This window comes from Stenotrophomonas sp. RG-453, assembly GCF_033843685.1.
GTDB lineage: Bacteria > Pseudomonadota > Gammaproteobacteria > Xanthomonadales > Xanthomonadaceae > Stenotrophomonas > Stenotrophomonas bentonitica_A.
This window is the reverse complement of sequence record NZ_JAMYED010000001.1, coordinates 498,899-523,956: the sequence shown is the minus strand read 5'-3', so window position 1 is coordinate 523,956 and position 25,058 is coordinate 498,899. Positions and strand designations below refer to the sequence as shown.

The 25,058-nt window shown below is 68.1% G+C and carries 29 protein-coding genes; 17 read left to right on the top strand and 12 right to left on the bottom strand.

Features of this window, described 5'->3' with window-relative positions; translation table 11 throughout:
* The first annotated feature begins 47 nt into the window (after positions 1-47).
* Both NJD74_RS02235 and NJD74_RS02230 read left to right on the top strand, forming a co-directional pair.
* On the top strand, positions 48-512 hold the full coding sequence (locus NJD74_RS02235; RefSeq protein WP_121038612.1) for a DUF4442 domain-containing protein: 465 nt from the start codon (positions 48-50) through the stop codon (positions 510-512).
* Between the two features lie 51 nt (positions 513-563).
* Positions 564-1,295: a hypothetical protein gene (locus NJD74_RS02230; protein ID WP_319623584.1), complete on the top strand. Its 732-nt coding sequence runs from the start codon at positions 564-566 to the stop codon at positions 1,293-1,295.
* A 23-nt stretch (positions 1,296-1,318) separates the two neighbouring features.
* On the opposite strand, the gene NJD74_RS02225 is transcribed toward NJD74_RS02230, so the two are convergent.
* Complete coding sequence (locus NJD74_RS02225) at positions 1,319-2,590, bottom strand: hypothetical protein (RefSeq protein ID WP_319623583.1); 1,272 nt, start codon at positions 2,588-2,590, stop codon at positions 1,319-1,321.
* Positions 2,591-2,689: 99 nt separating this feature from the next.
* Here NJD74_RS02225 and NJD74_RS02220 point away from each other — a divergent pair, with 99 nt between their 5' ends.
* The 8 genes from NJD74_RS02220 (at position 2,690) to rnfB (ending at position 10,807) form a co-directional block, all read left to right on the top strand.
* Positions 2,690-3,367 carry a DUF502 domain-containing protein gene (locus tag NJD74_RS02220; RefSeq protein WP_319623582.1) on the top strand — a complete coding sequence of 226 codons (678 nt, stop codon included), beginning with the start codon at positions 2,690-2,692 and terminating at the stop codon, positions 3,365-3,367.
* A 131-nt stretch (positions 3,368-3,498) separates the two neighbouring features.
* Positions 3,499-5,415 (top strand): DUF885 family protein, encoded by a 1,917-nt coding sequence (locus NJD74_RS02215; RefSeq protein WP_319623581.1) that lies wholly within the window; start codon positions 3,499-3,501, stop codon positions 5,413-5,415.
* A gap of 57 nt (positions 5,416-5,472) precedes the next feature.
* On the top strand, positions 5,473-6,519 hold the full coding sequence (locus tag NJD74_RS02210) for a serine hydrolase domain-containing protein (protein ID WP_319623620.1): 1,047 nt from the start codon (positions 5,473-5,475) through the stop codon (positions 6,517-6,519).
* The gene (locus tag NJD74_RS02205) at positions 6,516-6,935 is read left to right on the top strand and encodes a VOC family protein (RefSeq protein ID WP_319623580.1); all 420 of its coding nucleotides are present in this window, start codon (positions 6,516-6,518) and stop codon (positions 6,933-6,935) included. Before NJD74_RS02210 ends, NJD74_RS02205 begins: the two co-directional genes overlap by 4 nt.
* A gap of 101 nt (positions 6,936-7,036) precedes the next feature.
* Positions 7,037-7,480 carry a DUF2147 domain-containing protein gene (locus tag NJD74_RS02200; RefSeq protein ID WP_121038630.1) on the top strand — a complete coding sequence of 148 codons (444 nt, stop codon included), beginning with the start codon at positions 7,037-7,039 and terminating at the stop codon, positions 7,478-7,480.
* Between the two features lie 98 nt (positions 7,481-7,578).
* Positions 7,579-9,657 carry a methionine--tRNA ligase gene (gene metG / locus NJD74_RS02195; protein WP_319623579.1) on the top strand — a complete coding sequence of 693 codons (2,079 nt, stop codon included), beginning with the start codon at positions 7,579-7,581 and terminating at the stop codon, positions 9,655-9,657.
* A 60-nt stretch (positions 9,658-9,717) separates the two neighbouring features.
* Entirely contained in the window at positions 9,718-10,359 is a 642-nt protein-coding gene (locus tag NJD74_RS02190) for an HAD family hydrolase (protein ID WP_319623578.1), read from the top strand.
* Positions 10,360-10,387: 28 nt separating this feature from the next.
* Positions 10,388-10,807, top strand: a complete 420-nt coding sequence (gene rnfB / locus NJD74_RS02185) for an Rnf electron transport complex subunit RnfB (protein WP_319623577.1) — start codon at positions 10,388-10,390, stop codon at positions 10,805-10,807.
* A gap of 97 nt (positions 10,808-10,904) precedes the next feature.
* On the opposite strand, the gene NJD74_RS02180 is transcribed toward rnfB, so the two are convergent.
* Positions 10,905-11,252, bottom strand: a complete 348-nt coding sequence (locus NJD74_RS02180; RefSeq protein ID WP_121038644.1) for a RidA family protein — start codon at positions 11,250-11,252, stop codon at positions 10,905-10,907.
* A gap of 193 nt (positions 11,253-11,445) precedes the next feature.
* On the opposite strand from NJD74_RS02180, the gene mprF reads away from it, so the two are divergent.
* Complete coding sequence (gene mprF / locus NJD74_RS02175) at positions 11,446-14,010, top strand: bifunctional lysylphosphatidylglycerol flippase/synthetase MprF (protein WP_319623576.1); 2,565 nt, start codon at positions 11,446-11,448, stop codon at positions 14,008-14,010.
* 28 nt (positions 14,011-14,038) lie between these two features.
* Here the strand turns inward: mprF and NJD74_RS02170 are convergent, their stop codons facing one another.
* From NJD74_RS02170 to NJD74_RS02155, 4 genes are all read right to left on the bottom strand, one after another.
* Positions 14,039-15,364, bottom strand: a complete 1,326-nt coding sequence (locus tag NJD74_RS02170) for an AcvB/VirJ family lysyl-phosphatidylglycerol hydrolase (protein ID WP_319623575.1) — start codon at positions 15,362-15,364, stop codon at positions 14,039-14,041.
* 99 nt (positions 15,365-15,463) lie between these two features.
* Entirely contained in the window at positions 15,464-16,111 is a 648-nt protein-coding gene (locus tag NJD74_RS02165) for a DUF998 domain-containing protein (protein WP_319623574.1), read from the bottom strand.
* A gap of 14 nt (positions 16,112-16,125) precedes the next feature.
* Positions 16,126-16,305 carry an oxidoreductase-like domain-containing protein gene (locus tag NJD74_RS02160; protein ID WP_319623573.1) on the bottom strand — a complete coding sequence of 60 codons (180 nt, stop codon included), beginning with the start codon at positions 16,303-16,305 and terminating at the stop codon, positions 16,126-16,128.
* Between the two features lie 47 nt (positions 16,306-16,352).
* Positions 16,353-16,958, bottom strand: a complete 606-nt coding sequence (locus NJD74_RS02155; protein ID WP_319623572.1) for a hypothetical protein — start codon at positions 16,956-16,958, stop codon at positions 16,353-16,355.
* 230 nt (positions 16,959-17,188) lie between these two features.
* On the opposite strand from NJD74_RS02155, the gene NJD74_RS02150 reads away from it, so the two are divergent.
* Complete coding sequence (locus NJD74_RS02150) at positions 17,189-18,325, top strand: tetratricopeptide repeat protein (protein ID WP_319623571.1); 1,137 nt, start codon at positions 17,189-17,191, stop codon at positions 18,323-18,325.
* A 6-nt stretch (positions 18,326-18,331) separates the two neighbouring features.
* Here the strand turns inward: NJD74_RS02150 and NJD74_RS02145 are convergent, their stop codons facing one another.
* Positions 18,332-18,667 (bottom strand): zinc ribbon domain-containing protein YjdM, encoded by a 336-nt coding sequence (locus NJD74_RS02145; protein ID WP_019183411.1) that lies wholly within the window; start codon positions 18,665-18,667, stop codon positions 18,332-18,334.
* Positions 18,668-18,785: 118 nt separating this feature from the next.
* Between NJD74_RS02145 and NJD74_RS02140 the strand changes: the two genes are divergently transcribed.
* The 3 genes from NJD74_RS02140 (at position 18,786) to NJD74_RS02130 (ending at position 20,949) form a co-directional block, all read left to right on the top strand.
* Positions 18,786-20,141: an Hsp70 family protein gene (locus NJD74_RS02140; protein ID WP_121038664.1), complete on the top strand. Its 1,356-nt coding sequence runs from the start codon at positions 18,786-18,788 to the stop codon at positions 20,139-20,141.
* A 317-nt stretch (positions 20,142-20,458) separates the two neighbouring features.
* A complete protein-coding gene (locus tag NJD74_RS02135) occupies positions 20,459-20,758 on the top strand; it encodes a YkgJ family cysteine cluster protein (protein ID WP_080114834.1) in 300 nt (99 codons plus the stop codon).
* Positions 20,759-20,769: 11 nt separating this feature from the next.
* Positions 20,770-20,949 (top strand): hypothetical protein, encoded by a 180-nt coding sequence (locus NJD74_RS02130; RefSeq protein WP_019183415.1) that lies wholly within the window; start codon positions 20,770-20,772, stop codon positions 20,947-20,949.
* A 45-nt stretch (positions 20,950-20,994) separates the two neighbouring features.
* Here the strand turns inward: NJD74_RS02130 and NJD74_RS02125 are convergent, their stop codons facing one another.
* Genes NJD74_RS02125 through NJD74_RS02115 form a run of 3 tightly spaced genes read right to left on the bottom strand, consistent with a single transcriptional unit; the run spans position 20,995 to position 22,993 of the window.
* A complete protein-coding gene (locus NJD74_RS02125) occupies positions 20,995-21,876 on the bottom strand; it encodes a DUF4097 family beta strand repeat-containing protein (RefSeq protein ID WP_319623570.1) in 882 nt (293 codons plus the stop codon).
* A gap of 11 nt (positions 21,877-21,887) precedes the next feature.
* A complete protein-coding gene (locus NJD74_RS02120) occupies positions 21,888-22,412 on the bottom strand; it encodes a hypothetical protein (RefSeq protein WP_319623569.1) in 525 nt (174 codons plus the stop codon).
* On the bottom strand, positions 22,409-22,993 hold the full coding sequence (locus NJD74_RS02115; RefSeq protein WP_319623568.1) for a sigma-70 family RNA polymerase sigma factor: 585 nt from the start codon (positions 22,991-22,993) through the stop codon (positions 22,409-22,411). The genes NJD74_RS02120 and NJD74_RS02115 overlap by 4 nt, the downstream gene beginning before the upstream one ends.
* Positions 22,994-23,204: 211 nt before the next feature.
* Between NJD74_RS02115 and NJD74_RS02110 the strand changes: the two genes are divergently transcribed.
* Together NJD74_RS02110 and NJD74_RS02105 are read left to right on the top strand one after the other, a co-directional pair.
* Complete coding sequence (locus NJD74_RS02110) at positions 23,205-23,396, top strand: hypothetical protein (RefSeq protein WP_319623567.1); 192 nt, start codon at positions 23,205-23,207, stop codon at positions 23,394-23,396.
* Positions 23,397-23,475: 79 nt separating this feature from the next.
* On the top strand, positions 23,476-24,057 hold the full coding sequence (locus NJD74_RS02105; RefSeq protein WP_121038679.1) for a mechanosensitive ion channel family protein: 582 nt from the start codon (positions 23,476-23,478) through the stop codon (positions 24,055-24,057).
* A 46-nt stretch (positions 24,058-24,103) separates the two neighbouring features.
* On the opposite strand, the gene NJD74_RS02100 is transcribed toward NJD74_RS02105, so the two are convergent.
* A complete protein-coding gene (locus tag NJD74_RS02100) occupies positions 24,104-24,370 on the bottom strand; it encodes a DksA/TraR family C4-type zinc finger protein (protein ID WP_121038682.1) in 267 nt (88 codons plus the stop codon).
* A gap of 109 nt (positions 24,371-24,479) precedes the next feature.
* Entirely contained in the window at positions 24,480-25,031 is a 552-nt protein-coding gene (locus NJD74_RS02095; RefSeq protein WP_319623566.1) for a DUF2058 domain-containing protein, read from the bottom strand.
* Positions 25,032-25,058: the final 27 nt, after the last annotated feature.

Below are 25,058 nucleotides of genomic sequence, written 5' to 3'. Positions count from 1 at the left end.
GGCGAATGGTAGACTCCGGTCACCCTCAGCACTGAGATGCGATCCGAATGAAGGCCTCCGTCTTCCGCCTTGGCCTCAACCTGTGGCCGCCGTTCCTGTTCACGGGCATCCACGTGACCACGGTCAGCCCGGACTATCGCCATGTGCGTGTCGAACTGCGCATGCGCCCGTGGAACCGCAACTACGTAGGTACCCACTTCGGTGGCAGCCTGTTCGCGATGACCGATCCGTTCTGGATGCTCACCGTGATGCAGAACCTGGGACGCGATTACTACGTCTGGGACCGTGCGGGTGAGATCGAATTCCTCAAGCCGGGCCGCGGGACGGTGGTTGCCGAGTTCCGGCTGGACGAGGCACTGCTGGATCAATTGCGTGCCGCCACTGCCAGCGGGGAAAAGTACCTGCACTGGTTCAGCAATGACATTGTCGATGCGAAAGGCGAGGTCATCGCCCGCGTACGCAAGCAGGTCTACCTGCGGCTCAAGCCCGAGGCACGCCAGCGCGCGGGATGAGCCCTCGCACGCTTGCTATGCTCGCGCGCCGGATTCACGCCACGGAAGACCATGCACCTGCGCCTGCTGCTGACCCCATTGCTGTTCGTCATCCTGCCCGCCGCCGCACAGGAGCTGCGGATCCCGCCGGTCGACTATCCGGTCCTGCCGGCTCACGCGGCCAACGCCGAGGGCTTCGTGCCGTCCGGCTGGCGCATCGAGCAGCAGCTGCGTGGCGATCTCAATGGCGACAAGCGCGATGATCTCGTTCTGGTGCTGCGCCAGCAGGACCCGCGCAACATCGTCGAACACGATGGCTTCGGCATCAGCCCACTGGACAGCAATCCACGCATGCTCGCCATCGCCTGGGCCACACCGAACGGCTACACGCTCGCCACGCAGAACCACACGCTGATCACCCGTCACGAGGCGCCGAACCTGTCGGATGTGTTTGAAGACGGCGCCGGCGTCTCGATCGTGCGCGGCACCCTGCGCACCACGCTGTTCTTCTTCTCCAATGCCGGCAGCTGGTCCACCGGTTCGGCCAGCTACACCTTCCGCTGGCAGAACGGTGCCTTCGCATTGATTGGGTATGACCGCGACTCGATGATGCGCAACTCCGGGCAGACCGAAAGCCTGAGCATCAATTACTCGACCCGCCGCGTGCGCCATGCCGAAGGCAGCATGGAATCGGACCAAGACACCGTGCGCTGGGAGACCCTCACCTCGCCACGCCGCTGGACGCTGGAGACGGTAGGCGATGGCAGCGCATTCGAGCCACTGGCCGGCGCCGACGATCGGTAAACCGCCGCGGCGCCGCGCGCGGCTTACCGGGCAGGCGCGCGCATCGGCACCTGCAGCGTCGGCCCGGCCTCATCCATCACCACGCGCCGCTCCACCTGCAGCCACTGGCCATCGTCGCTGAGCACCGGCGTGCGGGTGGGCGAATGCAGCGCCTCCGGCATGCTCTGCAGCGCCGCGGAGGCCGCCATCGGCTGCTGCCGCAGCCATCGCTGCGCCGCCACCAGGCGCAGCATCGCCGCGGCATCCTGCGGGCGGCCGGCATACTGCCGCATGTCTGGCCCGCCGATGTTGGCCACGGCACAGCCCAGCGGATTGGCGATGCAGGCAAAGCGATCCTGCGCGGGCCCGGGAATGGGCGTGGGCGCGTCGCGCGCTGCTACCAGTTCTGCACTGGTGGCGCACGCCCACGCATAGCGGGGCGCCATGCGCGCCAGAGTGCGCGGCACATCCAGCAACAGGCGATGGCCGTCCGGGTTCCCAGTGGACGGCCGCACGCCCGCCGCAGCGAGCGCGAACTCGCCGCGCATCGTCGTGCACAGGCTCTGCTCGCTGGCCGTCATCGGCGCCAGTGCCGCCGCGCAGACCGCGGGCAATGCAACGTCGGCGGGCAGCTCGACCAGGATATCGGCCAGCAGCCGCGCGTTGCTCTCCACCATGGCTGCGCCGATCATGCTGGTGACCAGGGTGTCGCCCTGCCCTGTCAGCCGGCGGCCACTGAGGATATCGGCGCATGCACCGGCAAGCGCGGATCCACTGTCGCCGCGCACGTGGGCCAGCGCATGCGCGGACAGCGGATCGAGCAGCGGCTGGAACGCGGGCAGCGGCACCATCGGGTCCGTGCCGAACGGCTCGAACGGAGAGACGAAATGACCGTAGCCGGCCAGCGCGGCCACGCGCTGGTGAAGCCCATCATGTCCGGCATGCGCGCTGGCGAAACGTTCGGGGTCCGCCCGCACCGCCGCAAGACACCCGACACCCCGCCGGCCGCAGCGCGCAAGGGCCGACAGCGGCGTCGCCGGGTAATGCCCCTCCGCGCTGGACGCTACCGGCCGCTGGCCTGGCGTACCGGTGCGCCAACGCGCGACATCCTGTGCCATCACGGCCGCGCGCCCATGGGCATCCAGGCCGTCGTAGCGCAGCGTCCACAACGCGGTGAAGCCGTTCTCGCCGCGCGTGGGCAGCGGCGCCTGCAGCAGCCGCATCGCCTCACGCTGCTCGGCCGGCAGCGGCCAGAACCGCGAGGCGGCCCAGAGCCCCGCCACGGCCAGCGACAGGCTCAGGATCGAGATGCCCACCCATTTCAGTCCATTTCTCACCACAGCATTCTCCCCAGACCCCGCGTCCTGCGGGGATGGGCAGCGTAAACCGGGCATCGCCACCGCTACAATGCGCGGATGTCGCCCGAAGCCCCCCAACTCGTTCCGCGTCCCTCCCTGCAGCGCCTGTTCCTGACCGGCCTGCTGACCCTGCTGCCGATCTGGCTGACCTGGGTGGTGGTCAAATTCGTGTTCGTGCTGCTCTCGGGCATTTCCAGCCCGCTGGTGGTGCCGCTGTCCGAGCAGATCGCCGCCTCGTTCCCGCATTACCTGGGCTGGATCAAGGTCGAGTGGATGCAGGACATCATCGCCCTGGCCGCCACGCTGCTGGTGATTCTCTCGGTGGGCATACTCAGCCGCCGCGTGATCGGCCAGCGCCTGCTGCGCTGGTTCGGTGCGGTGATCAAGCGCATTCCATTGGCCAGCATCATCTACGACAGCGCCAAGAAACTGCTGGACATGCTGCAGACCGAACCGGGCAGCACGCAGCGTGTGGTGCTGATCGACTTCCCGCATCGCGACATGAAGTCGGTTGGCCTGGTGACGCGGGTGATGAAGGAAGAAGGCAGCGGCCGGGAGCTGGCCGCCGTATACGTCCCCACCACCCCCAATCCGACCTCGGGCTATCTGGAAATCGTGCCGGTGGAGCTGCTCACGCCCACCGACTGGACCGTGGACCAGGCAATGAGCTTCATCATCTCCGGCGGCGCGGTCGCCCCGGAAACCATGCCGTTCACCCGCGCCGGCGATCGTTGAGCATCGCGGCAGCAGCATGCTGCCGCAGCTGACTGGGCGCCGTACATGACAAACCTGACCGGGGGCCGATGCTGGCCGTACGCAGGCGAATCGGGCAAGCTCCCGTGTCTGTGCGTTTACGGAAACAGCCGATGCCCCACCCCGCCCGCGCCCTGGCGCTTGCCATTGCCGTACTGATGGCCTTCAGCGCTGCCGCTCCGGCCGAAGCTGCCAAGAAGAAGGCCACCCGGCCCGCCGCGGCCCAGTCCCGGCCCGCTGCCAAGCCCAAGGCCAAGCCGCGTGCACGCCCAGCCGCCGCCCCTGCCCGCCAGCCGCTGGTGCGCCAGCAGACCAAGGCCGCGCAGCTGGACCGGATCTACGATGAGTACTGGGATGCCTCGATGCGGCTCAATCCGCTGCAGGCCACCTTCCAGGGCGACAGCCGCCACAACGATCAGCTGCCCAACATTCTTTCTGCCGCCTACCGGCAGCAGTCGCATGACTTCACCGTGGAGTGGCTGGGCAAGGTCGAGAAGATCGGGCCGGACGGCCTGACCGGCCAGGACCTGCTCAGCTACGAAATCTTCGTGCGCGACGCGCGCATGTCGCTGGCCGCCGAGCAGTTCCCCGGCTGGATGCTGCCGGTGAGCCAGTACTACAACCTCGGCAGCATCATGGCCATTCTCGGCTCCGGCTCCGGTGCGCAGCCGTTCAACACGGTGCAGGATTACGATGGCTGGTCGCGCCGCTCGCTGGGCATTCCGGCCCTGTTCGAGCAGGCCATCGCCAACATGCGCCAAGGCATGGCCGCCGGTGTGGTGCAACCGCGCGACCTGATGGAAAAGGTGTTGCCGCAGCTGGATGCGGTGATCAAGCCGACCGCCGAAGAGAGCATCTTCTGGGCGCCGGTGCGCAACCTGCCCGAGGATTTCCCGGCGGCCGACAAGGCGCGCATCACGGCCGAATACAAGCGCATGATCGAGTTCCGCATCATGCCGTCCTATCGCGCTCTGCGCGGCTTCATCGCGACCGAGTACCTGCCGGCCGCGCGCAGCACCGATGGCCTGGCCGGCCTGCCCGGCGGCAAGGCCTGGTATGCGCAGACCATCGTGCAGAGCACCGCATCCACGCTGACGCCCGAACAGATCCATGCCCTGGCCGAACAACGCGTGGCCACGCTGCAGGCGCAGATCGCCACGATCATGAAAGACAACAAGATCCGTGGCTCGCAGCAGAAACTGCTGCGCACCATGCGCACCGACCGCGATTTCCAGTACGCCAACGCCGATGCGCTGCTCAACCGCTACAAGCAGCTGCAGAGCCAGGTCAACGCCCGCCTGCCCACGCTGCTCGGCACGCTGCCCAAGGCCCCGATGGAGATCCGCGCGGTCGAGCCCGAACGCGCGGCCACCGCCGGCGCGGTGAGCTACCAGCAACCATTGCCGGACGGGATGCGCCCGGGCGTGCTGTACATCAACACCGGCGATCTGCCGAGCCGCCGCCGCTGGGCCGCACCGATGCAGTTCCTGCATGAGGGCATTCCCGGCCATCACGTGCAGCTGGGCCTGCAACAGGAGCTGGACAAGCTGCCACGCTTCCGTCGTCTGGGCGGAGACATCGCCTTCGTGGAAGGCTGGGGCCTGTATGCCGAGTCGCTGGGCGAGCAACTGGGCGTCTATCAGGATCCCTACGAGCGGATCGGCTATCTGCAGGCCGCGTTGACCCGTGCCGCGCGCATGTCCGCCGACACCGGCGTGCACGCGCAGGGCTGGAGCAAGCGCCAGGCCGTGGACTATCTGGTCAAGACCGCGGACATGAGCGCCAGCGATGCCACCGCGGAAGTGGAGCGCTTCATGGCCCTGCCCGGGCAGACCCTGGCCAATGGCCTGGGCGAACTGAAGATGATGGAACTGCGCGACAAGGCCAAGGCAGCGCTGGGGGCACGTTTCGACGCGCGCCGCTTCCATGAGGAAGTGCTGCGCGATGGCTCGATGCCGCTGGACATCCTCGATGCCAAGATCGCCCGCTGGATCGCCAGCCAGAGTGGCGCGGCCACGCCCGCGCCCTGAGCCCTGAAGGAAACGAGCATGCACATCGTCCGGCATCTGCATGTGTGGATCAGCGCGATGTGCATCGCCGGTAGCGGTAGCGGCGCCGTCATCGCAGCACCGGTGCTGACGCCACCGGATCCGGGCATCGATGCGCTGATGCAGCGCTACGACGGCCAGGTTCCCGGCGCGGCGGTGCTGGTCCTGCACGATGGCCAGCCGGTGTTCCGGCGCGGCTACGGCCTGGCGGTGCTGGAAGATCGCACCACGGTGACCGCGCAGACCAATTTCCGTCTGGCCTCGGTCAGCAAGCAGTTCACCGCCGCGGCGATCCTGCTGCTGGCCGAAGATGGTGCGCTGGGCCTGGATGACCCACTCAAGCGCTGGCTGCCCTCGTTGCCGGCGGCCTCCGATGCCATCACCCTGCGCCAGCTGCTCAGCCACACCAGCGGCCTGCTCGATTACGAAGACCTGATGGCTGCCGACGCGACCGTGCAGGTCCATGACCAGGACGTGCTGCATCTGCTGGAACACCAGGACCGGACGTACTTCGCGCCGGGCTCGGCCTACCGTTACAGCAACAGCGGCTACGCGCTGCTGGCGCTGGTGGTCGGCAAGGCCTCGGGCACCGATTTCGCCAGCTTCCTGCGCCAGCGGATTTTCCTGCCGCTGGGCATGCGCGACAGCGTGGCGCATCAGGATGGCGTGGACGACATCGCGCGCCGCGCCTATGGCTACAGCGAGCGCGACGGGCGTTGGCAGCGTACCGATCAAAGCCCGACCAGCGCGGTGCTCGGCGATGGTGGGGTGTATTCCTCGCTGGATGACCTGGCGCGCTGGGATGCCGCGCTGTATGACCAGCGCCTGTTGAAGGCGACATCGTTGAAGCAGATGTTCTCCCCTGCCACCCCCACCACCGAGACGGACGTGCCGTTTTACGGTTTCGGCTGGCGGCTCAACGGTGGCGCGCAGTGGCACAGCGGCGAGAGCATCGGCTTCCGCAACGTGATCCTGCGCTATCCGGCGCAGCGCCTCACCGTGATCGTACTCAGCAACCGCAACGCCCCCGAACCCTATCCGCTGGCGCTGCAGATCGCCCGGCGCTGGCTGGATACTCTGCAATGAACGCTTCTGACGCGTCCCCACTGATCGGCATCCACCACGTGGCCCTGATCTGCGCCGATTACGTCCGCTCCCGAGACTTCTACACCCGCTTGCTCGGCCTGCAGGTGATCGCCGAGAACCATCGCGCGGCGCGCGACTCCTGGAAGCTCGATCTGGCCCTGCCCGATGGCAGCCAGCTGGAGCTGTTCTCGTTCCCGGGCGCGCCCACACGGCCCAGCCGCCCCGAGGCGCAGGGCCTGCGCCACCTGACCTTCCGCGTGCACACGCTGGAGCCCATGATCGCCCGCCTGACCGCGGCCGGCGTGGCCTGCGAACCGATCCGGGTGGACGAGTACACCGGCCGCCGCTTCACCTTCTTCGCCGACCCGGACGACCTGCCGCTGGAGCTGTACGAGATCCCGGCCGACGCCGGCTGAACCGTGCGCCGGACACGTTCCGTACCGGAGCGAATGGGTATACAGTCGGCCCTGTACCGGCCGCCTGCGCCGGCGTTCACGGACATCCCTGGGAGGGGAACATGCGCAAGACTTTCAAGACCCTGTTGCTGGCGCTGCCGCTGATGATGGCCGCGATGTCGGCCAGCGCCGCCGACGGCGCCGTCGGCCGCTGGAAGACCATCGATGACAAGACCGGCAAGGTGAAGTCGATCGTGGAGATCACCCAGGCCACCAATGGCACCCTGACCGGCAAGGTCGTGGACATCCTGCACTCGGACAAGGGCCCCAATCCGGTCTGCGACGGCTGCGAGGGCGCCAACAAGAACAAGCCGGTCAAAGGCATGACCATCCTGTGGAACCTCAAGGCCGACGGCACCAACGCCTGGTCCGGCGGCACCATCCTGGATCCGGGCAACGGCAAGACCTACAAGTCCAAGATGAAGCTGCAGACCGGCGGCGCCAAGCTGGACGTGTCCGGCTGCGTGGCCTTCATCTGCCGCGCCCAGACCTGGGTGCGCGAGTAAGCCCGGCGCTGCTTTTGAGCCCCCGTAACCCGGCTTCGGCCGGGTTACTGCGTTTTGGCGTGCGATAATCCCCGGTTCCCCTGGCAACAGCGCTCATCATGACCCGCACCGCTCTCGTCACCACCGCCCTGCCCTACGCCAACGGCCCGCTGCACCTGGGCCACCTGGTCGGCTACATCCAGGCTGACATCTGGGTGCGCGCGCGTCGAATGAGCGGCGGCAAGACCTGGTTCGTCTGCGCCGATGACACCCATGGCACCCCGATCATGCTCGCGGCCGAAAAGGCCGGCGTGACCCCGGAGGCCTTCATCGCCAACATCCAGGCCAGCCATGAGCGCGATTTCGCCGCGTTCGGCGTGGCGTTCGATCATTACGACTCGACCAACTCGGTGGCCAACAAGGCGCTGACCGAAGCCTTCTACCTCAAGCTCGAGGCCGAAGGCCACATCGCGCGCCGCTCCGTGGCCCAGTTCTACGACCCGGCCAAGGGCATGTTCCTGCCCGACCGCTACATCAAGGGCATCTGCCCGAACTGTGGCACGCCGGACCAGTACGGCGACAACTGCGAAGTCTGCGGCGCCACCTACAGCCCGACCGACCTGAAGGACCCGAAATCGGTGATCTCCGGCGCCACGCCGGAAATCCGCGATTCGGAGCATTTCTTCTTCGAGGTCGGCCGCTTCGAAGGCTTCCTGCGCGAGTGGCTGGCCGGCGACGTCGCCCTGCCGGGCGTGAAGGCCAAGCTGGGTGAGTGGCTCAATGCCGAGGGTGGCCTGCGCGCGTGGGACATCTCGCGCGATGCGCCGTACTTCGGCTTCCAGATCCCGGGTCACCCGGGCAAGTACTTCTACGTGTGGCTGGATGCGCCGATCGGCTATCTCTCCAGCTTCCAGGCGCTGTGCGCCAAGACCGGCGAAGATTTCGAGGCGCACCTGCGCGCGGGCACCAGCACCGAGCTGCACCACTTCATCGGCAAGGACATCGTGAACTTCCACGGCCTGTTCTGGCCGGCGGTGCTGCACGGCACCGGCCACCGCGCGCCGACCCGCCTGCACGTCAACGGCTACCTGACCGTGGAGGGCGCGAAGATGTCCAAGTCGCGCGGCACCTTCGTGATGGCCCGCACCTTCCTGGATGCCGGGCTGGAACCGGAAGCGCTGCGCTATTACTTCGCGGCCAAGTCCTCCGGCGGCGTGGACGATCTCGACCTGAACCTGGGTGACTTCATCGCGCGCGTCAACGCGGATCTGGTCGGCAAGTTCGTCAACCTGGCCAGCCGCTGCGCCGGCTTCATCAGCAAGCGCTTCAAGGGCCGCCTGGCCGACGCGCTGCCCGATGCCGCCCAGTACGACCGTTTCGTCGCCGCGCTGGCGCCGATCCGCGAGGCGTACGAGCGCAACGATCCGGCCAGCGCACTGCGCCAGACCATGGCGCTGGCCGACGAAGCCAACCGCTACATCGACGATGAAAAGCCGTGGGTGATCGCCAAGCAGGACGGCGCCGACGCGCAGCTGCAATCGGTCTGCACCCAGGGCCTGAACCTGTTCCGTGTGCTGGTTACCGCGCTCAAGCCGGTGCTGCCGGCCACCGCCGCGCAGGCCGAGGCCTTCCTGGCCGCGCCGGTGCAGGCCTGGACCGACATCGCCACCCCGCTGACCGCGCACACCATCGCGGTGTACGAGCCCCTGTTCACCCGTATCGACCCGAAAAAAATCGACGCCATGACCGACGCATCCAAGGACAACCTGCAGGCCGCCACCCCGGCCCCCGCCGCCCCGGCCAAACCGGCCAAGCCCGCTGCCGCACCGGCACCGGTTGCTGCGGCCGATGGCGAGGCCGCACCGGCCTACATCGGCATCGACGACTTCGCCAAGCTGGATCTGCGCATCGGCAAGGTGCTGGTCTGCGAGTTCGTGGAAGGGTCGGACAAGCTGCTGCGTTTCGAACTCGACGCCGGTGACCTGGGCAAGCGCCAGATCTTCTCCGGCATCCGCGCCAGCTACGGCGAGCCGGAACAGCTGGTCGGCCGCAGCGTGGTCTTCATCGCCAACCTGGCCCCGCGCAAGATGCGCTTCGGCCTGAGCGAGGGCATGATCCTGTCGGCCGGTTTCGACGGCGGCGCACTGGCCCTGCTGGACGCCGACAGCGCCGCGTTGCCGGGCATGCCGGTCCGCTGATCGCTGCGGCAGGGCGGCCACCGGGTCGCCCTGCCACGCTCTTCTGCCTGGAGGTGTGGGTTGGAACTGGCGCTGTTCGATTTCGACCACACGGTCACCACCTGCGATACCTACGGGCGGTTCCTGCGCCGCGTGGCGACCCCCGAACAGCTTGCACAGGCCTGGTGGAAAGTCGGCCCGTGGTTGCTGGCCTATCGCCTGAAGCTGATCTCCGCGCAACGCATCCGCGCACGTGTCACCCGCCTGACCTTCACCGGCCGCCATCTCGATGACATCACCGCACAAGCCGCCGGCTACGCGCGCGATGTGCTGCCGCAGGTGATGCGGCCGGAGATGCTCGATCAGATCCACTGGCACCTCAAGCAACAACACACCGTGGTGATCGTGTCCGGCTCGCTGGACCTGTACCTGCGCCCGTGGTGCGAGGCGATGGGGCTGGAGCTGATCTGCAACCGAGTGGAGAGCCGCGACGGACGCCTCACCGGGCGCTACGCCGAGGGCGACTGCGCGCCGCACAAGGTGGAGCACATCCGCCGGCGTTACGACCTCGCGCGCTACCTGCGCATCCACGCGTACGGCGACAGCCGCGAAGACCGCCCGATGCTCGCGCTCGCCCACGAGCGCTGGTATCGCGGCAAGCCCATGAAGCCGCGTCGGGATCCACCGGCGACCCCACCACCGGCCCGGGACAGCCGGGCCTGATGCCCCACCGCGCAGCCACCGCCACGCCATGAGCCTCCCCATCGACACCCTCACCGAACGCCTCGACCGCCTCCTGCCACAGACCCAATGCGGGCAGTGCGGCTACGACGGCTGCCGCCCGTATGCCGAGGCGATGGCACGCGGCGTGGCGGGCGTCGATCACTGCCCGCCCGGCGGCGATGCGGGTGCGCGCGCGCTGGCGAACGTACTGGGTGTGCCGGCGGTGCCGTTCGACCGCACGCGCGGTGCACACAAGGCACCGCAGGTCGCGGTGGTGATCGAAGCCGACTGCATCGGCTGCACCAAGTGCATCCAGGCCTGCCCGGTCGATGCGATCGTCGGCGGCGCCAAGTACATGCACACCGTCATCGCCGATCTGTGCACGGGCTGCGAGCTGTGCATCCCGCCGTGCCCGGTGGACTGCATCGACCTGGTCAGCGCGCGCTGACCCATGCGCCGGCCGCTAGGTGCCTCGCGGCGGCGGCAAGACCTGGGCGCACAGCGATGCGTCGATCACCATGACGCCCAGCGGTTCCGCGGTGCGCTTACGGCAATGCCGCCGTCACCACGATCTCCACCTTCCAGCTCGCATCCGCCAGCTTGGCTTCCACCGTGGCACGGGCGGGGGTCATGCCGGCCACCACCCACTCATCCCACGCGGCATTCATGCCGGCGAAATCGTTGATGTCGGCCAGGAAGATTTCCGCGCGCAGGATGTGCTGCTTGTCACTGGCCACCAGCGCCAGCAGCTTGTCGATCTCTTCCAGCACCTGACGGGTCTGGCCGGTGATGTCCTGGCTGGTGTCTTCGGGGATCTGCCCGGACAGATAGGCGACCTTGTTGTGCACGGTCATTTCGGACATGCGCGGACCAACGTCGAAACGTTCCAACATGGCGATTACTCCTCTGGATGAAACCGCATTGTCACCGATGCGGCGTGCGCCTGCCCGGCCCGGTGCGCAAAGCAGCCACAGCACGCACAGCGCACCCGCTTGGCAAGCGACGGCATCAGGCGCACGATTTGCCGGTCAGGCGGCCACGCCTGTGTTGACTCTTTCATCGCCCACCCCGGAGCACGCTGTACCGATGACCGACACCGCCCCTGCTCCCCCGCCGGCCCGCTCCCCCTGGCGCCGCGCCGCGACCGTCGTCATCCCGCTGGTGATCCTGGCCTTGGCCCTGCGTGGGCTGGCCAACGAATTCGATGAGCATGGCTACCGCGCGATCCGCGAGGCGTTCCGGCATCTGGGCGCCGGCCAGATCGCGCTGACCGTGCTGCTTGGCCTGGCCAGCTATGCCTGCCTGATCGGTTTCGATGCGATCGGTCTGCGCCGCAGCGGCAAGCGCCTGCATCCGGCGCGGGTCGGCATCACCGCGTTCCTGGCGCATACGCTGGGGCAGACCCTGGGCTTTGCCGCCCTCACCGGCGGTGCCGTGCGCCTGCGTGGCTATGGCCGTGCCGGGCTGAGCCTGGGCGAGATCGGCCAGGTGGTGTTGATGAGCACACTGGGCTTCGTGTTCGGGGCGTGGCTGCTGCTGGCGTTGGCCTTCCTGCTTGAGCCCGGCGCTGCCGCGCTGGCGCTGCCGATCCCGGTGCAGGCGGTGCGGGTCATCGGCGTTCTCGGCCTGCTGGCCTATGCCGGCACGGTGCTGCTGGTCGGCCGCGAGGGCCGCAGCTTCCAGATCCGCGGGCATGCCTTGTGGCTGCCCGACCGGCGCACCATGCTCGGCGTCACTGCGCTGAGCGTGGTCGAACTGGTGCTGGCCAGTGCCGCGTTCTATGTGCTGCTGCCGATGGATACGCCAACCGGCCTGCCCGGTTTCGTTGGGCTGTATCTGGTCGCGGTGCTGGCCGGCCTGATCTCCAGCGTGCCTGCTGGCCTGGGCGTGTTCGAGTGGAGCCTGCTCAAGCTGCTGCCGCAGGTGGCGCCCGCTGCGGTGCTGGCCGCCGCACTGATCTACCGCGTGACCTATTACGTGCTGCCGCTGCTGCTGGCCACGGTGCTGGCGGTTGCGCCGGCGCTGCGCCGCCCGCTGCGTGCCGGTGCCGGTGCGACCCGCGTCGGCTGGACCGCGCTGCGCCCCTGGCTGCCGCAGATCATCGCGCTGGCGGTGTTCAGCGTCGGTGCCGCACTGGTGATCGATGGCACCTTGCCGACACCACGCCGGCACCTGATCACCGCCTCGCTGCCGATCCTGGAAACCTCGCACCTGCTGGGCAGTCTGGCCGGTGTCGCGTTGCTGCTGATCGGCCAGGGCCTGCAGCGGCGCAGCCATGCTGCGTGGATGCTCGCGCTCGGCATCTGCGTGTTGTCCCCGTTGCCGATCTGGCTACGCGGTGGGCAGGTGCTGATCGCGCTGTCCGCCCTGCTGGTGGCGGCCGCGCTGTGGGCCTCACGCCGTGAGTTCTATCGCCAGGGCGCGCTGCTGGACGAGGCCTGGTCGTGGCCGTGGATCCGCAACCTCGGGCTGGTGCTGGTCGCGGTGATCTGGCTGCTGTTCTTCGTCTACAGCCACGTGGAATACCAGAACGAGCTGTGGTGGCAGTTCGCGCTGCAGGGCAACGCTCCGCGTGCATTGCGTGCGTTGTTGCTGGTGGCGATCGCGCTGACCATCTTCGGCCTGGCGCGGTTGCTGCACAGCACGCGCAGCCCGTTGCCGGCCGCTGATGCCTCCACGCTGGACGCGCTCGCGCCGATCCTGGCCGCCGCCGAAGACACCCAGGCCTGTCTGGTGCTCACCGCAGACAAGGCAGTGCTGCGTGATGAGGCGCAGCGGGGCTTCGTGATGATGCAGCGCTACGGCGGCTCGTTGATCGCGATGGGCGATCCGGTCGGCCCGCCCGACGTGGTACGTGCGCTGATCTGGCGCTTCCGTGAGGAAGCCGATCGGCTCGGCCTGCGCCCGGTGTTCTACCAGGTGGGTGAGGCGCACTGGCAGACCTATCTCGACCTGGGCCTGACCCTGGTCAAGCTTGGCGAAGAGGCGATGGTGCCGCTGCAGGCGTTCACGTTGGAAGGGCGCGATCGCGCGGATCTGCGCCAAGCGTGGAACCGCGGCAAACGCGGTGGCTTGAGCTTCCGGGTTGCGTCGCCCGAGGAAGTACCGGCACTGCTGCCGGCATTGTCGGTGGTCTCCCAGCAGTGGCTGGATGACAAGGCCGGCGATGAGAAGGGCTTTTCGCTGGGCAGTTTCGATCCGGTCTACCTGTCACGCTTTCCGGTCGCACTGGTCGAAGCCGAGGGCCGCATCGTGGCCTTCGCCAATCTGTGGCAGGCGCCGGCGGGCAATGAGCTGTCGGTCGACCTGATGCGCCACGTCGACGATGCGCCCAAAGGCACGATGGATTTCCTGTTCATCGAACTGTTTCTGTGGGGCCGCGAGCAGGGTTTCCACCGGTTCTCGCTGGGCATGGCACCGCTGTCCGGGCTGGCCCAACATCGCCTGGCCGGGCGCTGGAACCGCTTCGCCAACGTGGTCGCGCGGCATGGCGAACGCTTCTACGGCTTCAGCGGCCTGCGCCGTTTCAAGTCGAAGTTCGCCCCGGTCTGGCGCGCACGTTATCTGGCCGCGCCGGGCGGTGTGCACCTGCCCGCCGCCCTGCTGGATGCGACCCGGCTGATCTCACTGGACCCGCGCCGGCACGATTGAGCCTGTGCCGGCCGGGGGCCGCCTACGCTCAGCGCGCCGGCAGATGCTGGACGATGGTATCGGCGAGGCGATCGTAATCGCCCTTGAAGTGATGGTCGCCGGGAAGCTTGATGACCTGCGCATTGCCACCGGCGGGGAGCGACGGGCACAGCGCGTCGCCATCGTCTTCGCCGTAGACGCACAACGTTTTGCCGGCGGGCAGCTTGGCCACCTCCGGCGCGATGGGCAGGCCATCGCCACCGCCGCCGAGCCAGTTGCTGACATGGAACTCGTAGTCGGCGGTCTTGCCCACCGAGAGCAGCGCGATCATCGAGACCGATTCCCGCGTAGCCGGTGACAGCTGGTTGATGGCCGCCGGCAGCACATCGGCGCCCTGCGAGAAACCGACCAGCACCACGTTGCGGCGCTGCCACTGGCGGCTGTAGTGCGTGGCGATGCGCTCCAGATCGCGGGCGAAGCCGTCGGGCGTGCGTGCGGTCCAGAAGTAGCGCAGCGAATCCACCCCGACCACCGGCACCCCGGCCTCGCTCAGCGACGCGGCCACTTCCTTGTCCAACCCGGCCCAACCGCCATCACCGGAGACGAAGATGGCGAAGGTGTCGCCCGGCTTGCTCGCCGGCACATCGACCACCGGCAGGCCCTTGAGGTCATCCGGCGGCGGCGCCAGGCTGACGCCCTTCTGCGCGCCGATCACCTTGGCCGCGGCCAGCAGGCCGGGCAACGCCTCGCCCCGCGCGGTGCGCTCGAACTGGCGGCCCATGCCCACCTGGCGCACGAACGCGGCCGACTCGCCGGCCGGGCAATGTACATCGCCGGCGGCGTTCAACCAGGGGAAGTTCAGTTCGGCCGGCTGCAGGCGGCCGTGGCTGCTGCCAGCGCCGCAGACCTTGCGCTCGCGCACGCCCGACGGACAGAAACCGGTGGTGAGCAGTCCGGCGAACACCTGGGTATCGGCCTCGGCGGCCACCGCGTACGCCAGCGCCGCGCCCTCGCCATCGCCGCCGATCAGCGGCAGGTGATAGCCCGGCACGTGCAGATAGGCCTGGAACCAGCGTGAGAAATTCTCCACGTCGCCGGCACCGAAGGCGCAATCACCGCTCTTCTCGCGGGCCAGCACCTGGCGCAGGTGCGCGACATCCACCTGGGCGACCAGGGCGCCCTCGGCACGCAAGGCATCGATGCGCTGCTGGCTGTCGGCATGGCTGGGGGTACCGTCAAACCACACCACCACCCGTTGCGGGCGACCGTCCGGCAGGTACACCGGCACGTTCTCGAAACGCCCGTGACTGAGCTGCTGCGCCGGCGCGGCCAGCACCTGTCCGGACATCCCCGCCAGCACCACACCCAGCATCATCCCCCAACCGGCTCGCCGCATCGTCGCGCATCCCATGACTAGTGCGCCAACGATACGCCCCTGCCCTGCCAAGGGCATGTACACAGCGTGGCAGGACGCTCAGCGCGCGTCCCGACGCGCCTGCCGCCACAGCTGCCAGGCCACCGAGACCAGCCACACCAGCACCACGGCGATCACCAGCTTCTGCCCAGCGCCGCGCGGCGGGCCGCGCCACAGCACGTGCAGCCACAGCAGCACGAAGCACAGCCAGGCCCACCACCAGGCCGGCCCGGCCCACGTGCGCCAGCGCGGATCGGCGCGCAGGTACCAGCTCTGCAGCAGCATCGCCACGCTCACGCACAGGAACGCGGTGTTGGCCGACAGCCCGTGCACCAGCGGTGCCAGCAGCGGTGCGCGCTCGGGCAGCCAGCTGTCGCCGATTGCCACGCCCATCAATCCCAGCGCGGCCACCCAGAACAGCAGCGGCGCGGCCGCACTGCGCCGGGGTGATCGGCTGTTGGCATGCAGGGAGAGGGCCAGCAGCATGATCGCCAGCGCCAGCACACAGTAAGCCGTGCGCAGCGCCAGTCCCCAGGGGCCATGCAGGTACAGGCTCAGGGTGGCCTGCACCCAGTCCAGGTCATCGCGTGCCCATTGCGTCCACAACGCGATGGCCACGAACAGCGCCAGCGCCACCAGCGTGAGCAGGGCAACGCGTGCGTGATGCTGCGCGGGCCAGCGGAAAGGGCGTGGCAAGGGAAGCGACATCGCAGCTCCTGCGGTCAGTCGGTGGCCTCGGGGTGACGCTGCTTCCAGGCGGCCAGCGCGGCGCGGTAGCGCTGCAGCTCATCGCTGTACAGATCCAGCACGCACAGCGGGCAGCCGCTGCCGCAGCACTCGTTGGGGCCGGGTTCTTCCGGCGGCTGCGGACGCGGATCGGGATCTGGAACGGACACGGACATGGCCACACACATAGGGAAAACAGCGCGCACAGTGTAGCGGGCGTGGTTCAGCGCTCAACCCGCCGGCGCAGGTTGTCGCGCGCGGCCGCATCCAGCCGCTGGTGGAAGAAGTCGCTCAGGAAGATCCGCGGTTGCCCCAGCACCTGCTTGAGGAAGCGCCGGCGGTTGAGCCGGAACAGGAAGCCCGGCACGTGCCCGGCGTACTCCTCGGCGATGCCGCGGTCGTACGCATCGAACACCGCCGTCGGCGCCCCCAGAATGGCCATGTCGCAATCCAGGAACAGCGCCGCCTCCGGATCGACGTCGCCGGGCGCGAGCTTGCTGTGGCGCGCGGTCAGTTCAATCAGCTCGACCACCCGCGTCGCATCGATCCCGGCTTCCGGCAGCCAGCGCGCGATGGCCTGGCGTGCCATCTCGGCCGAGCGCGCTTCGTTGTCGCCGCGGCCGGCGTCGTAGATGGCGTCGTGATAGAGCGCGGCCAACTGCACCTCACGCGGCTGGGCCCAGCCCGGGCCGGCCTCGGCGACGGTGCGGCAGTGCTGCAGGACGGCCTGCACGTGCGACCAGTTGTGATACGCCCGCGGCGGCAGGGCGTAGGCGGTTTCCAGCTCGGCAAGCTGCCCGGCGGGCAGCGGAATCGGTTCGACGTGCATGCAGGCATGATTGGCCGTCACAGCGACGCTGGCAAGCCGGGCGGTACTTTTTTGACCACCTTCACAGAACCGTTGCCGCGCAGTGGGTGTGCCCGGTTATCCACATGTTTGTCGACCGCTGATCCACATCCCCTGTGGATGGCGCTATCGGCCGATGAACGGCATGCCAGCGCCCGACGACACGCCTAGACTGGACCGGACGGACCCCAACGCCTCGCGAGGTGACGGCGATGACCGCATGCAGACTTTTCCTGATCGCGTGGATGGCCGTGGCCGCCGCGCCGGTCTGGGCGGCCGACACGGCGCCGCCGGCCGCAGCTGAGCCAAGCGCCACCGCACTGCCCTCGCCGGCGCAGATCCTGGAGGTGCCCGCCCCGCTGCTCGCCCTGCTGCACGAACGGGTCATCGACCCGGGCTACTCACGTGAGCGCCGCCTGCAGCGGCTGGTCGAGATGATCTTCGACGAACACGGGCTGCACCTGGCCTACGACCCCGACGCGACCCACACCATCAGTGAAACGTGGCAGACGCGGCGCGCCAACTGCCTGTCCTTCACCCTGCTGTTCGTCACCCTGGCCAACCTGGCCGGCATCGATGCGCATGTCCAGGAAGTGGCGCAGGTGGTGAGCTGGTACCAGGCCTCCGGGGTGATCTACAGCGTGGGCCACGTCAACGCGGGCATCGTGCTGGACGGGCGCAGCGGCACGGTCGATCTGGACCACAGCGTGCTGTATGACCCCCTTGGCCCGCAGCGCATCAGCCGGCAACGCACACTGGCGCACTTCTACAACAACCGCGGGGCCGACCGCATGGCCGCCGGCGATACCGGGGGCGCGCGCGCCTACTTCCGGGCCGCGCTGGGCATGGCGCCGGACTTCGTGGCCGCCTGGAACAACCTGGGCGTTCTGGATGCGCGCATCGGCGAGCTGGACCAGGCCCGCAGGGACTATGAAACCGCCCTGCGCCTGCAACCCCGGCATGGCGCCAGCCTGAGCAATGCCAGCGCGCTGTACCGGCGCATGGGCGACACCCGCCAGGCCGGCCTGCTGGCCAGCCGGCTGGCGCGCGTACAGCGCAACGATCCCTTCGCCCAGTACATGTTCGGCACCCAGGCCGAGCAGCGCCGGGACTACGCCGCGGCGGTGCGTTTCTACCGCCGGGCCGTCCGTCTCTACGAGACCGCCCACCCCTTCCACTTCGCGCTGGCCCGGAGCTACTTCCTGGCCGGCGATGCGCGCCGGGCCTCGATCGAAATGCAGCGCGCGCGGGATCTGGCCGGCGAAAACGGCGACGCCCTCAGATCCCGCTACCAGGCCAAGCTGGACAGCCTGCAGCGCTGGCGCCAGCGCGGCACCAACGCCAACTGAGCCGGCTCAGGCCTTCTTAAGGAAGCAGGTCTTCAGGACCAGGCCCTTGATCTTTTCCGAGTTGCCTTCGATGTGCTCGGCATCGTCCTCGACCAGGCGGATATTGCGGATCACCGTGCCCTGCTTGAGGGGAATCGAGGAGCCCTTCACCTTCAGGTCCTTGATCACGGTCACGGTGTCGCCGGCGGCCAGCACGTTGCCGTTGCTGTCGCGTACCACCAGGGCCTCGCCGCCACCGTCACCGGCCGCCCACTCGTGGCCGCAATCCGCGCAGATGAACAGCGCGCCATCGGCATAGGTGTTTTCCAGGGTGCACTGCGGGCAGGCGGGAATGGCGGACATCGACAGCTCTTCGGTTACGAAACGGCCGCTAGTGTAACCGCCCGTTACCGGCTGCCCTTGCGTCGGCGGTCCCGTTGCCGCAAAGTGCGCGCCCCCTGACCACCGGCCCGGCCCCCGCATGAAACTCGGCATCGACTTTGGCACCAGCAACTCCGCCGCCGCCGTGGTGATCGACGGCAAGGTCGTGCCGATCCAGTTCGGCCAGGCCGAACAGTTCCGCACCACGGTGTATTTCCCCGAGGTGATGCGCGACCCGAACGACTTCGAACTGACCCCGGCGCTGGAGCACGACCTGGCCCGGCTGGTCGACGCGGCCGCGCGCGATGCCCGTGCCGCCGGCCAGGAGCGTACCCCTGATGCACTGCGCCGCGAGGCCCTGCGCGTGGTGCGCCGGCAGTGGATGGAAGAGCAGATGCGCGCCCCGCTCAGCTCCACCACCCTGCTGCAGAACGCGGTCTACGGCGATGACGCGCTGGAGGCCTATTTCGAAGAGAACGAAGGCAACCTGGTGCAGAGCCCCAAGTCGATGCTCGGCTACAACCTGCACCCGCGTGCGCGCCAGACCATCGCTGGCATCGCCACGCACATCCTCGAGCACATCCGCCTGACCGCTTCGCGCCAGCTGGACACGCCGATCCGCACCGCCACGCTGGGCCGCCCGGTCCAGTTCCGCAGCTCGATCGGCGAGGCCGGCAACGCGCAGGCGCTGGAGATCCTGCACGGCGCGGCGATCGCAGCCGGCTTCGACAGCATCGATTTCCTCGAAGAGCCGGCGGCCGCCGCGATGCATTACCACGCCGAGAGCCCGCAGGAGCACGACGCGGTGGTGGTGGACATCGGCGGTGGTACCACCGACGTCGCCCATGCGCGCGTAGGCGGCGGCCAGGCCCCGACCATCCACCGCGCCTGGGGCATCGCCCGTGGCGGTACCGATATCGATCTGGCGCTGAGCCTGGGCGGCTACATGCCGTTGTTCGGCCGCGGCATCACCCGCGTGCCGGCGCACCACTACGTGGAAGCGGCGATGGTGCAGGACATGACCCGCCAGCGTGATTTCCGCCAGCACACCTACCGCGATGTGGACGCGCCGTTCGGCCCGCGCCTGACCGCGCTGCAGGACACCGGCAATACCGCGCGTCTGTATCGTGAAGTCGAGCGCTGCAAGATCGCCTTGAGCAGCGTGGCCAGCCACGACAGCGCGCTGGACTTCATCGAACGCGGCCTGCAGATGCAGATCGATGCCTCGCGGCTGGAGACCGCCGCCGGTGGGTATCTGGGCGAGCTGACCGCCCTGCTGGAGCAGGTGCGCAGCGACATCGGCCACGACCCGGCAGCGGTGTTCCTGACCGGCGGCATGTCGCGCGCCGGCTACCTGCAGCAGGCGGTGGCCAACGCTTTCCCGGGCTCGACCCTGGTCCGCGGGAATCCGTCCTTCGGGGTGGTCCACGGGCTGGCATTGGCCGCCGCCAACTGATCCACCGGCACCGCCAGGCCTTGTCCCACAAGGCCTGAAGAGGCGTGAACGGCCTTATTAACAAAACGTTACGCCGAAAGCGCTATCATCTTTCGGCTTCAAAGCGCAATGCGCTTGACGCAACAAGCACCATCTTCCTGGCCTCCCAGGCCACCGTCCTCTTCGATGCTGCCACCGTCCGGACCTGTCCGCGGTGCCGGGATCGCTCATCGCTGTGATCCGGCTCGTTCACAGCCTGCTGCACCCCGAGCCGCCAAGAGACACTCAGATTGGGCGAACGCCTGGCTGCACTTCTTACATCGTCCGAGCCCGACCCCATCGATTGCCGTCGTTGCGACGCGGTGTGCTGTCGGCTCACCGTCACCGTCATGCCTGACGACAACGTGCCCGGCTACCTGCTGGATACCGATGCGCGTGGCGGCACGGTGATGGCGCGCAACGAAGAAGGCTGGTGCGCTGCGATCGACCCGTATCACCTGCGCTGCACGATCTACTCGCAGCGACCCGCGATCTGCCGCCAGTTCGACATGGGCGGCGATGATTGCCGCCTCGTGCGGCAGGACTACCGTCGACAACAGCAGGATCTGTCGACGTTTTCTTCCACGCTTCATCCATAGCAGGAGCATCCATGGCTCGTACGCCAAAGACCTCCCCCAAGGCAAGCAACACCGTTCGCGTCGACCGCAAGCAAGGGTCCAACTCCGCCGTCAGCAGCCAGAGCATCGCTGCGGATCTGGCTGCTTTCCGTAAAGGTGGCGGCAAGATCGAAGTGCTGGGCAATACCCTGGCGCTGAAGAAAGCCGGCTGACGTTGCTGCCGACCGCACCGGCATTGGCCGGTGCGGTGGCCGCACTCAGCGGCCCAGGCTGACCCGCACGCTCCCGGAATGGGAGTTGATCGAAATATCCCCATCGCCCGACCCCAGACGCGCATCCAGGCTGCTGCCCGGGCCATAGCGCGGCTTTTCCACCTGCCCGGCGTCGGACTGGATCCCACCGCTGAAGGTCTTGACGTTCAACTGCGCCGAGACAGTGGCCGGCAGCTTCAGCGCGACCGATCCGCTGACCGTCTGCATCGTCACTTTGCCGCCCGGCGCCATGCCGGTCGCGCTCACATCCAGGCTGCCCGAGACGGTTTCCACCGCCAGCCGCTGGATCCGCCCCGCATTGACGTTGACCCGGCCGGAGACCGATTCGGCCGCCACTTCCCCTGACGCCCCACCGCCGGCCAGCAACTGGCCACTGACCGTGCGCGCATCCAGGCGTGCGGTCTGCAGCTGCGAGCGGATGCCACCACTGACCGTGTTCAACGTGGTCTCGCCACTGCGCCCGGCCGCGGTGATGCTGCCGCTGACACTGTTGGCCTGCAGGCGGCGCACGTCGATATCGGCCACATCGATGTCTGCGCTGACGGTGCCCAGCTGCACTTCCACCGAACGTGGCACGCGCAGCTCCAGGGTCGCCCCGCCATTGCTGCGGCCGCGCGGATACTCCACTTCCCAGCGCACACGGTTGCTGCTCTTGTCCTGCTTGAGGGTAAGCCCATCGGCCATCGAACCGGTCAATGCCACGTCGTTGCGGTCCCAGCCGCGCACGGTGACCTTGCCAGCAATGTTGCTGATCTCCACGCGGCCGCCGGCGCCCAGTGGGTGGCGCTCATTGACGTTGGTAGCGGCCTGGGCAACCAGCGGCAGGCACAGGGCCAGGGCGGCGATCAGGGACAGAGGAATGCGCATGGGGTTCTCCTTCAAGTGGGCAGGCCGGCGGACAGCACCGCCTGCTGGGTGAGTTCCAGCCGCAGCGCATAGGTACGCTGCAGTTGCCCGAGCAGATAGCGCGAGCGGGGATTTTCAGCGATGGCCGCGCGGATGTTGTCCGCGCTGGCATCGAGTTCATGCAGGGCCGGGCGCCACTCATCGGTGACATCGGCACTGGGCAGCGCCGCAATGGCCTGCTGGTATTCACCGGCCATCGCATCGGCCTGGCGCTGCAGCAGCGACGGCGCTGGCGTATGCGGGACCGGCGTCGGCACCACCATCAGCAGCGCCAGCGCGGCGGCCAGGCCGAGCCCGATGCGCAGCGGCCAGCGCTCCCGCCGGCGGCGTGTCGGCAGCGTTGCCGCGGCAACCGCCGGGGCGTGCACCTGGCCCTGGGCCTGCGCCGGCAACTGTGCGGCGATGCCCTGCCAGACCCGTGCCGGCGGAACGCGCTCGGCAGGCAAGGCGCGCAGGCGTGCAGTCAGTACGTCGTGTTCGGAATCATGGGGGTTCATGCGGTTTCTCCTAAGCGTGCACGCAGCAGGCTGCGCGCACGGTGCAACTGTGCTTTGGAACTGCCGACGGCCATCTGCAGCTGGTCGGCGATTTCCTGGTGTTTCCACCCTTCGATGTCATGCAGCACCAGGACCGCGCGGGCCCGTGGCGGCAGTGTTTCCAGCGCGCGCTCCAGGTCCATCGAGGTGCCGGCGCAGCGGTCCTGGGCGGGCAGCATGGCCAGCGACTCCCAGCCCTCCTCACCGGCATCGCGTGCATCGCCGGTAGCGTTGGCGCGCAGTTCCATCAGCGCTGCATTCACGCCCAGGCGGTGCAGCCAGGTGCCCAGGCTGCTTTCGAAACGGAAGCCCGGCAGGGCGCGCCATGCCTGCAGGAAGGCCTCCTGCAGGGCATCCTCGGCGCGCGCCGCGTGGCCGCCGCACAGCCGCCACAGCACGGCGTACACACGCGGCGAATGCCGTCGGTAGATGCGTTCGTACGCGGCCACGTCACCGGCAGCCGCGGCACGCACCAGGGCGTGGTCATCGGCGGCGTCGGCCTGGTTCGTGGCGCTGGAGGCGGGCATGGTCGTGTCGAGCATATCCGTTGGATGCGGGGGGCATGGAAAAGGTTTAAGCCGCCGGTAACATTCTTTTTGTTGTGTCTCCGATCCAGCCTGCCGCGAGCGGAAGGGCCCCGTAGCGTGTGGCACTCGTGCGGCAGAGCGGAATTTTTCTGCGGCCTTTAAACCTTCCTGCCCGGCGCTGCATCCAATCCCTTGTCACTACCGGCGCCCGCCAAGGAGTATCCCCATGTCATCCAGTTGCCTGGCCGTGCTGCTCTCATTGGCCACCGGCTGCACGCTGCCGTGGAGTCCGCTGCAGATCCGGGTCACGCTGGCGCCCGACGCGCCGGATGTCTGCGTGCAGTACGCGCAGAATGCGCCGCTGTGCGCCTCGGCGATGATCGCTGCGTTCGATGTGTACGGCAGCCCGCGGCCGTAAGTGCACAGCACGATGCGGTGAGGCGCATCGGCATTACCATGGCGGGATCGGCACTATCGCTGCAAAGGAATTCCGCCCCATGAAAGACCATCTGCCCGCCTGGACCCACGAATGGCTGCACTACGGGGTCCCTGCCCTGCAGATTCTGGTGACCCTGCTGGTGGCTTGGCTGCTGCGGCTGGTTGCCCGGCGGCTGATCCGCCGCGTCGGTGAGCACTACACGCTGCCGCCGGAAATGATCATGGGCGCGCGCCGGGTGTTCACCTTCGTGGTGTATTTCACCGTGCTGTTGATCGTGCTCAACATCGTGGGCGTCTCGGCAACGGTACTCTGGACCGCCTTCACCGGGTTCGCCGCGGTCGGTGCGGTGGCGTTCTTCGCCGCGTGGAGCGTGCTGTCCAATATCTTCTGCACGCTGCTGATCTTCACCACGCGGCCGTTCCGCCTGCACGATTACATCGAGCTGCTGGAGAACGGTGAGAAGCCTGGACTCAAGGGCCGCGTGATCGATATCAATCTGATCTACACCACGTTGCAGGAAACCGGCAGCGGGCATGAAGGCACGGTCCTGCAGATGCCCAACAACATGTTCTTCCAACGCACCGTGCGCCGTTGGCGCGATCCTTCGCAGGCGCCGGGCGGGATTCAAGGGGACGGCTGAGTCCGCGCCGCCGTCGGCCAGGCAATGCCCGGCGCAGGATCGCGACCTAGCGCAGCTGGCTGTCCTTGCTGCCGCGGCGGTTGTAGCCGCTGCCCTCCTGCTGGGCGGCGTCCTCTTCTTCCTGGCAGCGCACGCACAGGCGTACACCGGGTACAGCCTTCCGCCGCGCCTCGGGAATGGGCGCGTCGCAGTGCTCGCAGTGGGTCAATCCGGGGCCGTCGCGCAGCTGTGCGCGGGCGCGCTGGATGGCCTCATCGACGGTGGCGTCGATCTGATCCTGGACGGCGCCGTCGCCTGCCCAACCTGTCGCCATGATGTGTCTCCCATGCCGGTGTCAGGCCACCAGCATAGACCCGGCCCACGACGCCCAGCCAACGTGGGGCTGAACGCCCGCGGCGCCGGGTGAACGCTTCAGACGTGGCTTACCAGACCAGGTCGTCCGGCACCTGGAACTGGGCGTAGTACGCATCGTCCTCGGCATTGCCGGTGCTCGGCTCGCTGCCGGGCTGGCTGTTGTCGAGCACGATCACGCTGGCATCGCGCTCACGGACCTTCTCGGCCGCGGCGCGCGGCAGCAGTTCGAAGCCGTCGCCATGGCGCACGATCACCAGGCTGCCCGAGGCCAGCTGGCGGCGCAGCACGTTGTTGACCAGCATCGTGCGGATCAGCGTGCCGTCATTGAAGCGGTACTCGCTTTCGCCTTCACGCTTGACCTTGTGCGCCTCGACGATCTGGCGGACCTGGGCCTGCAGTTCCTGGGCGTGGGCCTTGGCCTTGCGCTCGGCTTCCAGCGCGCGATCGCGTTCAGCCTTCTCGGCACGCAGGCGCTCGGCCTCGCGCTGGCTTTCGCTGGGCGCGACCGGGGCCTTGCCGTGACGGGCTTTCACCTGTTCACGGGCGGCCTGGGAGACCTGGGATTTCTTGACCAGCCCAGCCTTGAGCAGCTGCTCCTGCAGGGGATTTGCCTTCGCCATACGCCTAGCATCTGTTGTTGCGGGATT

What these genes read in the sequence shown, in the direction of transcription:
- NJD74_RS02100 (WP_121038682.1), bottom strand. Translation starts at nt 24,370, where the DNA reads ATGGCGACAGGTTGGGCAGGCGACGGCGCCGTCCAGGATCAGATCGAC.
- rnfB (WP_319623577.1), top strand. Translation starts at nt 10,388, where the DNA reads ATGAGCCTCCCCATCGACACCCTCACCGAACGCCTCGACCGCCTCCTG.
- NJD74_RS02140 (WP_121038664.1), top strand. Translation starts at nt 18,786, where the DNA reads ATGAAACTCGGCATCGACTTTGGCACCAGCAACTCCGCCGCCGCCGTG.
- NJD74_RS02120 (WP_319623569.1), bottom strand. Translation starts at nt 22,412, where the DNA reads ATGAACCCCCATGATTCCGAACACGACGTACTGACTGCACGCCTGCGC.
- NJD74_RS02220 (WP_319623582.1), top strand. Translation starts at nt 2,690, where the DNA reads ATGTCGCCCGAAGCCCCCCAACTCGTTCCGCGTCCCTCCCTGCAGCGC.
- NJD74_RS02115 (WP_319623568.1), bottom strand. Translation starts at nt 22,993, where the DNA reads ATGCTCGACACGACCATGCCCGCCTCCAGCGCCACGAACCAGGCCGAC.
- NJD74_RS02145 (WP_019183411.1), bottom strand. Translation starts at nt 18,667, where the DNA reads ATGTCCGCCATTCCCGCCTGCCCGCAGTGCACCCTGGAAAACACCTAT.
- NJD74_RS02205 (WP_319623580.1), top strand. Translation starts at nt 6,516, where the DNA reads ATGAACGCTTCTGACGCGTCCCCACTGATCGGCATCCACCACGTGGCC.
- NJD74_RS02095 (WP_319623566.1), bottom strand. Translation starts at nt 25,031, where the DNA reads ATGGCGAAGGCAAATCCCCTGCAGGAGCAGCTGCTCAAGGCTGGGCTG.
- metG (WP_319623579.1), top strand. Translation starts at nt 7,579, where the DNA reads ATGACCCGCACCGCTCTCGTCACCACCGCCCTGCCCTACGCCAACGGC.
- mprF (WP_319623576.1), top strand. Translation starts at nt 11,446, where the DNA reads ATGACCGACACCGCCCCTGCTCCCCCGCCGGCCCGCTCCCCCTGGCGC.
- NJD74_RS02200 (WP_121038630.1), top strand. Translation starts at nt 7,037, where the DNA reads ATGCGCAAGACTTTCAAGACCCTGTTGCTGGCGCTGCCGCTGATGATG.
- NJD74_RS02180 (WP_121038644.1), bottom strand. Translation starts at nt 11,252, where the DNA reads ATGTTGGAACGTTTCGACGTTGGTCCGCGCATGTCCGAAATGACCGTG.
- NJD74_RS02110 (WP_319623567.1), top strand. Translation starts at nt 23,205, where the DNA reads ATGTCATCCAGTTGCCTGGCCGTGCTGCTCTCATTGGCCACCGGCTGC.
- NJD74_RS02215 (WP_319623581.1), top strand. Translation starts at nt 3,499, where the DNA reads ATGCCCCACCCCGCCCGCGCCCTGGCGCTTGCCATTGCCGTACTGATG.
- NJD74_RS02210 (WP_319623620.1), top strand. Translation starts at nt 5,473, where the DNA reads ATGTGCATCGCCGGTAGCGGTAGCGGCGCCGTCATCGCAGCACCGGTG.
- NJD74_RS02160 (WP_319623573.1), bottom strand. Translation starts at nt 16,305, where the DNA reads ATGTCCGTGTCCGTTCCAGATCCCGATCCGCGTCCGCAGCCGCCGGAA.
- NJD74_RS02105 (WP_121038679.1), top strand. Translation starts at nt 23,476, where the DNA reads ATGAAAGACCATCTGCCCGCCTGGACCCACGAATGGCTGCACTACGGG.
- NJD74_RS02230 (WP_319623584.1), top strand. Translation starts at nt 564, where the DNA reads ATGCACCTGCGCCTGCTGCTGACCCCATTGCTGTTCGTCATCCTGCCC.
- NJD74_RS02165 (WP_319623574.1), bottom strand. Translation starts at nt 16,111, where the DNA reads ATGTCGCTTCCCTTGCCACGCCCTTTCCGCTGGCCCGCGCAGCATCAC.
- NJD74_RS02150 (WP_319623571.1), top strand. Translation starts at nt 17,189, where the DNA reads ATGACCGCATGCAGACTTTTCCTGATCGCGTGGATGGCCGTGGCCGCC.
- NJD74_RS02235 (WP_121038612.1), top strand. Translation starts at nt 48, where the DNA reads ATGAAGGCCTCCGTCTTCCGCCTTGGCCTCAACCTGTGGCCGCCGTTC.
- NJD74_RS02125 (WP_319623570.1), bottom strand. Translation starts at nt 21,876, where the DNA reads ATGCGCATTCCTCTGTCCCTGATCGCCGCCCTGGCCCTGTGCCTGCCG.
- NJD74_RS02130 (WP_019183415.1), top strand. Translation starts at nt 20,770, where the DNA reads ATGGCTCGTACGCCAAAGACCTCCCCCAAGGCAAGCAACACCGTTCGC.
- NJD74_RS02170 (WP_319623575.1), bottom strand. Translation starts at nt 15,364, where the DNA reads ATGATGCTGGGTGTGGTGCTGGCGGGGATGTCCGGACAGGTGCTGGCC.
- NJD74_RS02155 (WP_319623572.1), bottom strand. Translation starts at nt 16,958, where the DNA reads ATGCACGTCGAACCGATTCCGCTGCCCGCCGGGCAGCTTGCCGAGCTG.